The sequence below is a fragment of the uncultured Campylobacter sp. genome, assembly GCF_938045595.1.
Lineage (GTDB): Bacteria > Campylobacterota > Campylobacteria > Campylobacterales > Campylobacteraceae > Campylobacter_B.
This window is the reverse complement of record NZ_CALIBB010000208.1, coordinates 1-11,536: the sequence shown is the minus strand read 5'-3', so window position 1 is coordinate 11,536 and position 11,536 is coordinate 1. Positions and strand designations below refer to the sequence as shown.

Annotated in this window: 13 protein-coding genes; 8 read left to right on the top strand and 5 right to left on the bottom strand. The window is 44.1% G+C overall.

Translation table 11 applies throughout. From position 1 onward, the window contains the following. From Q0340_RS08220 to Q0340_RS08210, 3 genes are all read right to left on the bottom strand, one after another. On the bottom strand, window positions 1–2,417 hold a 2,417-nt coding region (locus Q0340_RS08220), incomplete at its 3' end, for a TonB-dependent siderophore receptor (protein ID WP_298082909.1). A 298-nt stretch (window positions 2,418–2,715) separates the two neighbouring features. Then, window positions 2,716–3,561: a universal stress protein gene (locus Q0340_RS08215; protein ID WP_298082908.1), complete on the bottom strand. Its 846-nt coding sequence runs from the start codon at window positions 3,559–3,561 to the stop codon at window positions 2,716–2,718. Window positions 3,562–3,853: 292 nt separating this feature from the next. Beyond that, a complete protein-coding gene (locus Q0340_RS08210; RefSeq protein WP_005872903.1) occupies window positions 3,854–4,111 on the bottom strand; it encodes a SemiSWEET family transporter in 258 nt (85 codons plus the stop codon). Between the two features lie 315 nt (window positions 4,112–4,426). On the opposite strand from Q0340_RS08210, the gene Q0340_RS08205 reads away from it, so the two are divergent. The 6 genes from Q0340_RS08205 to Q0340_RS08180 all read left to right on the top strand — a co-directional run bounded on the left by Q0340_RS08205 (window position 4,427) and on the right by Q0340_RS08180 (window position 7,033). Then, complete coding sequence (locus Q0340_RS08205) at window positions 4,427–4,618, top strand: hypothetical protein (protein ID WP_298082907.1); 192 nt, start codon at window positions 4,427–4,429, stop codon at window positions 4,616–4,618. Between the two features lies 1 nt (window position 4,619). Continuing rightward, window positions 4,620–5,027: a hypothetical protein gene (locus Q0340_RS08200; protein WP_298082906.1), complete on the top strand. Its 408-nt coding sequence runs from the start codon at window positions 4,620–4,622 to the stop codon at window positions 5,025–5,027. Window positions 5,028–5,040: 13 nt separating this feature from the next. Next, on the top strand, window positions 5,041–5,568 hold the full coding sequence (locus Q0340_RS08195; protein ID WP_298082905.1) for a hypothetical protein: 528 nt from the start codon (window positions 5,041–5,043) through the stop codon (window positions 5,566–5,568). Window positions 5,569–5,614: 46 nt separating this feature from the next. Next, window positions 5,615–5,968, top strand: a complete 354-nt coding sequence (locus Q0340_RS08190; protein WP_298082904.1) for a hypothetical protein — start codon at window positions 5,615–5,617, stop codon at window positions 5,966–5,968. Window positions 5,969–6,146: 178 nt separating this feature from the next. Continuing rightward, window positions 6,147–6,629 carry a hypothetical protein gene (locus tag Q0340_RS08185; protein ID WP_298082903.1) on the top strand — a complete coding sequence of 161 codons (483 nt, stop codon included), beginning with the start codon at window positions 6,147–6,149 and terminating at the stop codon, window positions 6,627–6,629. A gap of 35 nt (window positions 6,630–6,664) precedes the next feature. After that, window positions 6,665–7,033 carry a hypothetical protein gene (locus tag Q0340_RS08180; protein ID WP_298082902.1) on the top strand — a complete coding sequence of 123 codons (369 nt, stop codon included), beginning with the start codon at window positions 6,665–6,667 and terminating at the stop codon, window positions 7,031–7,033. A gap of 345 nt (window positions 7,034–7,378) precedes the next feature. Here Q0340_RS08180 and Q0340_RS08175 read toward each other — a convergent pair whose 3' ends face one another. Together Q0340_RS08175 and Q0340_RS08170 are read right to left on the bottom strand one after the other, a co-directional pair. After that, window positions 7,379–8,719, bottom strand: a complete 1,341-nt coding sequence (locus Q0340_RS08175; RefSeq protein WP_298082901.1) for an FAD-dependent oxidoreductase — start codon at window positions 8,717–8,719, stop codon at window positions 7,379–7,381. A gap of 333 nt (window positions 8,720–9,052) precedes the next feature. Further along, on the bottom strand, window positions 9,053–9,676 hold the full coding sequence (locus Q0340_RS08170) for a TetR/AcrR family transcriptional regulator (RefSeq protein WP_298082900.1): 624 nt from the start codon (window positions 9,674–9,676) through the stop codon (window positions 9,053–9,055). Between the two features lie 278 nt (window positions 9,677–9,954). Here Q0340_RS08170 and Q0340_RS08165 point away from each other — a divergent pair, with 278 nt between their 5' ends. Together Q0340_RS08165 and Q0340_RS08160 are read left to right on the top strand one after the other, a co-directional pair. After that, on the top strand, window positions 9,955–10,593 hold the full coding sequence (locus Q0340_RS08165) for a helix-turn-helix domain-containing protein (protein WP_298082899.1): 639 nt from the start codon (window positions 9,955–9,957) through the stop codon (window positions 10,591–10,593). After that, window positions 10,590–11,177 (top strand): UPF0323 family lipoprotein, encoded by a 588-nt coding sequence (locus Q0340_RS08160; protein ID WP_298082898.1) that lies wholly within the window; start codon window positions 10,590–10,592, stop codon window positions 11,175–11,177. Before Q0340_RS08165 ends, Q0340_RS08160 begins: the two co-directional genes overlap by 4 nt. Window positions 11,178–11,536 lie beyond the last annotated feature (359 nt).

Here is an 11,536-nt window from a genome sequence, read left to right as displayed (position 1 = left end):
GTATAATTAAGCGTCAACATAAAATTCCGCGGCTCGCCGTAGTAATTATTCATCCCCGCGACGCGATTTTGCGTATTTTGAAAATACTTCTTATCCGTGATGTTTTTGACCGCAAAATTTACGCTAAAGTGCTTGTCGAAATGATAGCCGACGTTTGCGTCCCACAGCGTGTAAGCCTTCTGCGGCGCGGCATAGTACGCAACGTTTTCGCGATATATCGAAGCGGTTTTGCTCTGATAGCGCATGCCGGCGCCCAAAGCGATCTTACGATTTTCGCCGAGCGGAATTTCATAGTTCGTATAGAGCTTAAACAGATGCTTCGGAATGTAGCGTTTGGCGTTTGCGCCCTTGCTATAATCGACCGCTGCGGAGGTTCTTTCCGTCTTTAAATAGACGCTGCGGTTGAAAGTATATCCTGCGAATAATTTCCAATTCTCAGTAAGCGAGCCTTGTAGCTCGGCATCCACGCCGCGGCTTCGCACCTTGCCCTCGGCGATGGAGTAGTTCGTATTAAGAGGATCGCTCATCGCCCTATTTTTCTGAATGATCTGAAATAGCGCGACATTCGTATTAAGCGCGCCGTCAAAAAATTCTCCCTTCACGCCGGTTTCTAAATTATAGCCGACGACGGGATCTAAAATTTTACCGTCTTTATCGCGCGCGGCTTGCGGCTTAAAAATTTCGGCATAGCTTGCGTACCATGAAAAATTATCCGCAAAATCCCAGACCACTCCCGCATACGGCGTGAAATCCGATTTGCTCGGGCTTGTGCTATGCGAAGCCGTACCGCGCAAAATATTATAATAATACCTGCTGTAGGTTACCTTCGAAAAGCGTCCGCCGAGCAAAAAGTGGAAATCGTCGGTTAAGTTTAATCTAGTCCCGAGCGAGATCGCGCGCTGCTTTATGGTAGTGGAGCTTCGGTCTTTAAATGTAGCGGCGCTGCTCCAATCGGGTTGAGCGATCCTTGAGCGGTCCCAATTATAAATATTCATCCCCAGTGACGCCATAGACGAATCTCTCGTTCTAGTCTCGCGCCAATTAAGCTTTTCGTTGCTAAGCGAGCCGTTTAAGAAAAAGTCGTGCTTCTGCCCAAATGCTTCGAATTTACCATCTAGTCCCGTTTGAAACCCGATCTCTTTGGAGTCGTTATCGTAAATTCTATATCGCACCGTATGCGACGTGGTGCCGTTGTAAGGATCTGCCCCGCCGAGCGCTCCGAATTTTAACATGCTATCGCTATCGGTATAATTGAGCCTCGCATAGGCTTTCAGATCATCGCTAAATTCGTGCGAAAGTTCGCTGTAGGCGTTAAATTTTTTATATTCGATCTTATCCCAGTTTGAGCCGAAGTAGCTTCTGCGCGGTAAATTCAGTAAATTTCCATGATTGTCTAAAACGGGCACGCCGTAAATATCATATACGCCGACGGTTTTTTGCCACAAAAATCCCGCGCTAAGAAGCGTCTTATCGGCCACGTCAAATTCCGTCGAAACGCCGACGCCTTCGCGATAGCCGTTGCGCGGATAGTCCTTAAATGAGCCCGTTTTACTTAAAATTCCGATCAGCCGCGCGCGTGCCGTACCGCTTTGATTTACCGCGTCCGTTACGTCGATCATGCCGCGATAATTATCCCAGCTACCGCCGCTTAGACTTGCGTTAAAGCCGAACTGATCGCTCGGGCGCTTTCGGATTAAATTTATCGTGCCGCCGGGCTCGCCGTTGCTTTGCGTAAGGCCCGCTACGCCGCGCAGAACCTCAACGCGATCGTAGAATTCCAAATCGGTAAATTCCTTCGATGAGCCCAGTGGCCCGAACACGGAGCTAGAAACCGAGCTTGCGATGCCGTCTTCTTGGATATTATCGACATAAAAGCCGCGCGAGACGATGCGATTGCCGCCCGCGTCGTTATTTAGCGAAATGCCGGTGGCGTATTTTGAAAGAGCCTCTTCGGCGTTGTGCAAGCTCAGATCTTTTAAAAGCTGATTGGAGATGACGCTTATGGACTGCGGCGTTTCTCTTATGCTTAAATTTAGCCCCGTCGCGGTGCTCATATTGCCCGTCGTATAAGAGCCCGTGCCCTCGGTAGTGGACAGATCGGCCTTGCCCGTGACGTTTATGGTGCCGAGATTGTCGTCGTCCAAACCCTGCAGCGTAGAATTTGCCGCGCTACCGCTTTGCGGCATGGAATTTTGTGCAACGCCTTTAGTAGCGGGGCTTACGACAGCGTTGCCCTGCGACGCGGAATTTGCAACGGTAGGGTTTTCAGGCTTTTGCGCAGAGCTTTGCGACGACGAAATTTTAGAGGTGGAGCTTGCGGCGGATGAGTTTTGAGAAGTGCCACTATTTTGCGCCGCAGTAAGCCAAAACGGCGAGCAAAGTAGCGCAAAAGAAAGTAAAATTTTACCCTTTTTCATAAAAATCCTTTTTAGATTTTATAATCCATATCAATTTACTGGCGGGATTATCTTACAATTCTTCTTAAATAACAATAAAATTTTTAATAAACTAAATCATAAAATTTTATATGCAATTACTAATTTAACGGAATTTAATAAGATCTATTGACGAATTTTTAAGCAAAATTTCTATGAATTTTAAAAAGTATATGAATTTGAAAAACGAAGGATTAAAAAATTTAAAATTCTAAAATTCCGCCGCTTTAAAATAACGTAAGCGACGGAATTTAGCGTTTATCGGCGTTTGGTCTTGCGATTACGATAGCACTAGCACCGGTACAAGCGCATTGTGCAAGATATCCTCGGAGACGCTGCCTAAAAAGAGCTTTTTGAAAAATCCCTTCGTAAAGGCGCCGGTAGCGATTAGATCGAGGTCATTAGCGCGGCGATATTTGATGATCTCATCGGCGGGCACTTCGGCTTGGATGCATTTGAAAGTGGCGTTTTGAGTGCCTAAAATTTCGCGCGCCAGATCCAGCATCCGCTCGCCCTCTGCGGCATCGAGATTGATGTGCAAGACATGCTTATGTGCGCTCGCAAGAAGCTTTGAGCTCTTTATAAACTCAAGCGTGCGTTTCGCCGCGTCAGTGCCGTCAAACGCAATGAGCACGGAGTTAATCGGTGAAAATTCCTTATTCACGAGCAGCGATGGCACGTGGAGCTCCTTTATCAGCACGCTTGCGTTAAAGCCTACGTCCTCGTTATTTGAGCCCTTGATACCGAGTACAAAAATTTCAGCTTCGTCCTTGTACTCGGCGATAACGTCGATGAAATCGCCATCTTTAATGATCTTACTCGCCTTTACGCCCGCAGCAGTCGCGGCGCAGATATATTCATCCAGCATCGCTTCAGCTTCTTCGTGGTCTTTTTCCGCATCCACGCCGCCTAGTGTGGGACTTCCGTAGCTATTTGCAAGGATATCATTCTCTCCTAGGACGATCCCGCCTGCGGCTAGCCCATAAAAATTTTCGCCAAGCTCCGGGATTTCAACCACGTGAATAAACACGAGCTCGGCACCCAAGGTTTTAGCGACGTAAATTCCGTAATCTCTAACCGCCGGGGCAAGCGCATTTTGATCGACGCAAGTGATGACCTTTTTCATTTTTCGTCCTTTTAAAGATAAAATTTTGACCGAAATAAGCTTATCAAATTTTGCATAAAAGTTATTTAAATTCGGCGAACTTGAATTCGGCGCGGGCGATTTTGTGAAATTCTAAAGCCGCGTCGTAATGGATTTGTGAGGTGCGGGCGCGCTTGTGGCAAGCTAGCTTAGGCTCGGTGCGACAGGCGATCGAGCAGTTGCAGCGTAGTAGGCGGCTAAAAAGCGTTGCGGACACAGCATGCAAGGTACAGCGCGGGCGATTTTGAAATTTATTAAGCCGCTAAAAGCGCGGTTAAAGCGCCGTTATTGCGGTTAGCAGCCCAAAGATGATCCCCGGGAAATTCGCCGCGGCGAGCGGATAGTCCTTTTTAGGCTTTAAAAGACCGTAGCTGACCCATATCGTGCAGTTTATCGCGGCTGCGAGCGGCTGGAGAAACGGGACTTTGTTGCCGTCTAAATTTGCCATTATGTTCGGCACGTAGGATACGTACATGATGACCGACAGGCATGTGCCCGCCCAACCTAAAATTTGTAAATTTCTTTCGCTCATTGATTTTCCTTTTTAGAAATACGTTTCAAATTTGCAAATGAAACGGAGCGGGATTTTAATATATTAAAAATAAGAAACGAATTAAAAAATGGCTAGAAATAAAATTTGGCTTTAAATTTATCGCAGCAGCCTCTCGCTTGCTCGCGTCTGCGTAAATTTTAAAGCGGCGTTTGAGGCGCGCATTTTAAAAAAACAGAGAAATTTAAAACGCCGGACAATGGTTGAAATTTAAATTTCAAAGAGATAAAATTTTAAACGACTGAAGCCAAATTTAAGTAAAATTTCGTAGGAAAATTACGGTAAAATTTTAAAAATATGAGAAGTAAATTTTATAATTTCTCGGACGTTAAAGATAGGAGTGTTTGCCCTAAGTGCGGGGGCGAGCTGCAAGATTATGCTGAGATAGAAAAATCTGATCAAATAGAAAAGAATAAAAAGCTTGAAAGATATTATAAATTTGAAAAAGAGTGGCTAAAGATGATAAAAAAACAAGGGAGCGAGAAATAAAATGATAAATTATAAAAATATCGGTTCTATTTACGAGCTTGGCTCTTTGTCCAAAAGCGGCTTAGACATATATTTGCTTATCGGATCGCACTTTATGGATAAGATAGATATCTTTAGTAATATCACAACGGATTTTCTTATAGGCGTAAAGTGGATATTCTTCTACGCAGAGAAAGCGTCGCAATTAGAAGATATCTTTGATAGTTTTATAGAGCGGCACGATTTATTGGATATAGTTACATCGTCATACGGAATCGATGAAAAAACAGAGCTTGTAAATCTATTTTTATCTAAGATTACTCCAACAACTATGGGCGTATCAATATTAGATGAGAAAAATGCCGCCGAAAACGATCTATTACGTGAAATTCTAAAAGGCGTAAATAATAAAAATGGCGATAAAATTTAAAATGAGGTGAAATATGCAGCAAAATGAAGAATTGTATTATTTAATAGCTGGATTCATATACGATTGGTGCGATATAGAGCTGTTTTGCGATGAATTTTATAAGATGTATGATTTGGAATCTCTATATTGCGCAACCAATAAAGCGGAAGAGCAGGCATTAAAAGAATTGGATATGATGGCGGGTAGATTTTCTGAGTTTGATGAAGATTTTAAAAAGGCTCCTAACGTATTTTTTAAAGAAGGCGAGATAAGGCAAAAGGCAGAAGAAATTTTTCGATTATTTTCTAATATCAAAATTTCAAAAGAGGAATTTCTTAGATTTTTGAAAGAGCAGAGAGGGTTAAATTTTCCGATTGGCGTTGATTTGGGCGAAGGCTATGTAATGTGCCCGAATTGCTCTAATGCAATGAAAGTAGATAAGCGTCAAAGCGTGATTACATGCGATAATAAATATTGTATCGCTAAGCTTATCAATCCTTTAGCGAAATTAACATTTGCTGAGATCGAGAGTGCGAAATACAATAGCCAAGAAGCCGATTAAAAGGCACAAGCAGACAAATCCTTGTTAAACTGCAAAAAGGAGTGCGATGCTAAGCGGAAGAGAAATTTACGAGAATTTTTTGTTAAGATTTTCGGACAACGAACGCGATATTATGAAAAATTTGGTTAGAAATATATATGAACTAAACAAAAGAGAGTTTATCATTGAGTTTGATGAAAATAATATATATAAAGTCAGATTTTATGATGATTTTGAAGGATGCTGCGATCCAGGTCTTGAAGAAGGAGAAGAGGGATGGGATGAGCTATTTTTCGGATTTGAATTTGTAGTTTTAGAGGTTTTATCGACGCGAGCTACAAAATTTAAAAAAGGCGACTACATCGAAATCAACTACAAAAACTATCCCAAAATATTTGATATGGATAGGAATTTGATTTAGATATGATGATTTAATAGAATTATGGAGAAAATAGATGCTTATTTTAGTAGGGCAGGAATTCCGCGTAAAAAGTATAGCTCAAGATGTCATAAAAGAATGGGGTAAATATGATTTAGGCTCGAACGATAGAACATTCAAATTAAATTAGGTAGTAAAAAACAAAAAATAGGATTTTAATATGATAAAAAATGAATTTGAATTTTTAATTGCCTCCGTGCCGGATAGAGAAAAAGTAGTAGCCGAGATTTGGCATATGGACAGAGAGCCTTTAATACAGATCAACCATGAAACAAATAAGCTTTTAGTCGCTGCTACCGAGACTCGGCATAATATCAATTTTTACGAGCTTATATGGGCGCTATATGCTGGGGGATTATGGCTAAAAGATGGGAATCAAAGACCGAATTTTGCGGAGCAGTTTGAGAAATTTTCAAAAAGAAACGGAAGATGCTCGAAAAATATCTTTAAATTTACAAGATATGAGAATAAAGTGAGTATAGAACATAAAGGCAATCTAATAGCGCATGTCATAAAAGATGGCGACGCCCTATCGGTAGGTCTGTTAAATTTTGGATTTGTATTAAAAGACTGCGTAGAGCTCGAAAATTTCGTATGGGCTTTGCAAAATTCTAGGAAACTGCTAGATAGCGCGGTCGGCTGAGTATCGCGGTGAAAACATATATAAAGGATAATAAAATGACCGATTATTTCGTAAGAAAAGAAAGCGCGATAAAATTAAATAAGCTTTTGGGGTTAGATTCGACGGGAAATGAGCAAGATTGGGAGCTAGAATTAGCAGATATCGGCAAAATTACGTCAATGCTAAATCTACTAGAAAACAAGACATTAAATTTCCACGACAAGATTGCTCTGTCGCATTTAATTGTTGCTTCGTTTGAGAAAGAGGATGAAGAGCTAGGCACAGTAGACAAAGATAGGATTAAAATATTTGCCGACTTTCTGAACGACAACTTGCAAATAAAAAACATCATACGAGAATATTGGGTAGTTGCGTATGGGAATTTGAGTAGAAATTTAGCCTATTTGATATTTGGGGATAGATAAAATTTCGAGCCTATTCATAAAGTATAAATTTTTGAAATTCTAAACAACAAGCGATTAGTACATACCGATAGGTGCTAACAGAATTTTACGCGCAGCTCCTTTAAAACAATTCCAAGATAACCTAGAAATTATTTTTACAAGCGGTGGATGAGGTGATACGTGCCAAGCTATAGCGACCAAGAAAGACGCTGGCGGCAAGGACTCAAATTATTTAACCCAGTTTAAATTTAATCCGCTCCGGCGCATTAAATTTCACGATCAATTTGTTCCGGGCGCTTGGGGTAGGACATTGCCTAGCTAGGGCGCCCGGGCATCGCCAGGCCCGAGCGCCGTTAAATTCTAAATTTAAAACTGTCCGAAAAGATCGTTCAGCGCTTCGCTGATGCTAGGATGCGTAAAAATTTGATTTTTGAAAAAGTCTGCCTTCGCGCCCAGTGCCATAGCGATCGCCAGCTCATTAACGATCTCGTGCGCGTTTACGCAGTGAAGCGCCGCGCCTAAAATTTCGCCGCTAGCTGCGTCCACCACCGTCTTCATCATTCCCTCGTCGTGCGCTACGACCTTGGCGCCGGGCACCGTCGCCATCGAAAGCTTCAGCACCTTGATTTCGCGTCCGCTCTCTCTTGCCTGCCTCTCGCTAAGGCCGATGCGAGCTAGCGGCGTGCGGGTAAACAGCACGCTTGCATGCGGCGTGCGGTTTTTCGTAGTACGCGCGCCGTTTCCGAAAAGCGCGCTAAAAATGATCCTAAAATCGTCTAAGCTCGTGTAGGTAAACATCTCGCCGCCGCGCACGTCGCCTGCCGCGTAGATGCCAGCAGTCGAGCTTTGCAGATGCTCATTCGTGATGATATTGCCGTGCGCGTCCGTCTGCACCCCCGCAGCGGCTAAATTTAGCTCGCTCGTATTCGCGCGACGACCGAGGGCGTATAAAAACGCATCCGCCGCGACCGCCTTGCTCTCGCCCGCGAGGTTAAATTTTAGCTCGTCGCCCTTTAAGCTCAAAAACTCGCAGCCTTCGATAATCTCCACGCCTTGGGCCTGCAGAGCGGATTTGACGCTGGCAGCCACGTCCTCATCCTCGTTTTTCATAAATTTCGATCGCATCAGCACGCTGACTTTAGAGCCAAACCCCGCAAACATCGAAGCAAACTCAAGCCCGATAAATCCGCCGCCGATGATTACGAGATGCTTCGGCAGGATCTTTAAATTTAAAATTTCTTCGCTGCTATAAGCGAGCCCTGAGCTTACCTCAAAGCTAGGCTCGACCTCCCTCGAGCCCGTATTTACGACGATCGTTTCTGCTGAAATTTCACGCGTCTGCCCGTCAGGACTTAGCACGCGCACGGAATTCGCGCTCGTAAATGAGCCCTCGCCGTCGATTACGTCGATATTCGGGTTACCCTTTAGCATTGCTAAATTTTTCGCCCTCAGCGCCTCTACGAGCTCGTCCTTTTTCTGCATGCTCAGCACGAAATACTCTCCGAGCACGCTGAAATTTACGAAGCCTGCTTCCTTGCTCGCCGTAACTAGCCGCTTGGTCGGGATGCAGCCTACGTTGATGCAGGTGCCGCCGTACATCTGCGGCGAGCGCTCGATGAGAGCAACCTTTTTGCCTAGCGCGGCGGATTTTGCGGCAAGGGTTTTGCCTGCTTTGCCAAAGCCTATTACGATGATATCATAATCCATTTTTAATCCTTTTGATCTGAAATTTCGCGGGATTATAAGAGGTTTTATTAAATTTAAAATCTGAGTGGCGCAAATTTAAAGGCGCAGGCAAGAGGCGCGAAATTTAACGATGAAATTTTAACTGCAGCACGGAATTTAATGCGGAAAATAAAATTTTGGCTCTAATTGTTTTAAAAATTCTGCGCCGATAGAATTAAAATTTTAAGTGCGGGATACGTGGCATTTTATAGCGCTTGGTAACGGATAGAATCCAAGCTACAAAATCCAAGTCCCAAACCGCTCATAAAATTTAGAAGTACGAAAGCGCGGAATTTACGCCGTAAAATTCCGCCACTAGCGCTTTTTTACGCCGAGCAAAAACATATCGATGCGGTCCTTGATTAGCTCGCTCGCTTTGAAATTTAGCTTTTCGTCGAAAAATAGCAGCCTGCTAAAATGCGGCTCTCTAAGCAAAAAGCAAAAATATAGCGCTAGGCTTTTTGCCGTGCGCCCGGGCGCAAACTCGTCCGAATGCGCCGCCAAATACTCATCTAGCGCATTCGGCGAACCTAGCACGCCGCTTTTTAAAAAGATTTTTGGGCTCTCGCTAAGCGCTCCGTTAAAGCCGCTGAAAAGTATCAGCCGGTAGAATTTTATCGCCTCCGGAGCAAAAAGAAACTCCAGATAAATCCCTGCAAACTCCTGCAGATACTCGCGCAATTTTAGGTCTTTGTTGATTCGCATGCGCTCGTTCATTCGCTCGTCGAGCTTTTTGCTTTGCAGTTCGATGATGCGCAAAAATAGGCTTTCTTTGTTATCAAAATACTTATAAACCGACGATAGCGAGCCGCCGCTAAGCTCGATGATATCGCTTAAGCTCGTAGCCTCGTAACCTTTGGCTAAAAACAGCTCCAGCGCCGCGTCTAAAATGAGCTTACAGCGAATTTCGGATTTTTTATATTTAGGCGATTCGGGCATTTCGCCTCCTTTGAAATACTAAAATTTTTTGTAAGTGTATAAAAAATATACTTAATTAAGCAACATTATTGGGCTAAAATTTTAAAACCTCAGCAAAAAATAATTTTACGCGGCTTTTGCGAGCGAAGCGAAATTTTATATCGTGTGGGCGCAAACAAGCGGAATTTATCGCGCGCCAGCTGCGATAAGGCGGAATCTATCTTTGTAAATAAAGCGTTTAATGCCTATTTTAGGCAAATTTAGCAATAATTACCTAAAACGCTAAAAGGCATCTTTGTATGAAAAAAGTCTCGATCGGCGAAGCAGCCGAAATTTTAGGAATTTCAAAAGAAGCCGTCTATAACCGCATCCGCAGAAATTCCTTGCGCGCCGAGGAAAGCGGCGGCGTACGCTACGTGCTTTTAGATGATGAAATACAACAAAGCGAGCCCGCTTCGCAAAGCTCTGCGAAAAGCCCGCGCACTAGTGGCACAGCTGGCACTCAAAGCTTCATCGACTATCTCATCAAAGAAATCTCCGAACTAAAGGGCAAAATCGAAGCACTGCAAAGCGATAAGGACAGGCTTCACAAAGAAAAAGAGGAAATTTTAATCGCCTCGAAAGATGAAATCAAGCTGATGTATAAAGAGCGCGATGAGAAGCTCAGGTATTTTTTGTCGTTTTTCGACAAACCGCTACTTTCGAGCAAAAGCCGCGAAGCCAAACCCTACGATGTCGAAATTAAAGAAAAAACCTTCGATCGTAGCGAATGGACGAGCCTTGCAAAATTCGTAAAATCGCTCAAACGCAAAAAGCGCCTCAAAGCGCAAAGCCTAATCATCGAAAACATCGGCAAGAGCGAGTTTATCCGCGTCGAGGGAAACGAGCTTTTGATAAATCAAAGCCTAGATATAAAATCATTGAAAGGAAAAAAATGAAACTACGCAAAATCGCTAGCTATGCGCTGGTAAGCGGCTTCGGGCTCGTTATGGCGGGCTCGTTAGCGGGCTGCGACGATAGGGGGCAGGAGCAAAATGTCCGTCTGCAAGAAGGCGCGCTCGTGCGACTCGAAGAGGTCGCGCCGGGAAAATATAAAATTTTAGAGGAATTTCCGAGCGAAAAAACCCAGATCATCTTAAGATCGCTCGACGGCACGGAGAGAATTTTAAGCGATGAGGAAACCAAAGCCCTTCTAGCCGAAGAAAACGCCAAAATCGACGCCGGCACTTCAAATTTAACCAACCAAAACGCGCAGCTTAGCAGCGGCGGCATGAGCCTGGGCGAAGCGATCTTGGCAAGCGCTGCAGGCGCCATCATCGGCTCGTGGATCGGCGGCAAGCTGTTTAACAACCCCGCCTATCAAAGCCAGCGCCAAACCGCCTACAAAAGCCCGAGCGCCTACTCCAGAAGCGTCGATAGCTTCAATCAAGCAAAGCAGCAAAACGACAAGGCGCGAAGCGGTAGAAGCGGATTTTTCGGAGGAAGTAAAAGCGGCAAAAGCAGCGGATCTTTCGGCGGCTAAGCGCGCTTTGAAACATACGGCGGCTTTGCGCGGCGAGTTTAAATTTGAAACGTAGAATTTTAAAATTTGCGCGAATTTAGCATTGATTTGACGCAGATTTTCAAAAACGCGCTGTAAAATTCAGCTAAATTTCATCGCTTCTGCCGCGCCCGGTCCACACCGTCTGCGCGCCGTTTAAATTTAGTCGCAGATCTCATGCGGCTTAAATTTACGCATGATCGCCGCGCATGATCTACGCTAATTAAATTTTGCCGTGCGCCTTGCGCGCTTTAAATTTACGCGAAGACGTATGCGTATCAAAACTAGCAAAAGCCGCAAAGATCGCGGCACAGATGAGTTAAAATTTTAAAAAAAGGATA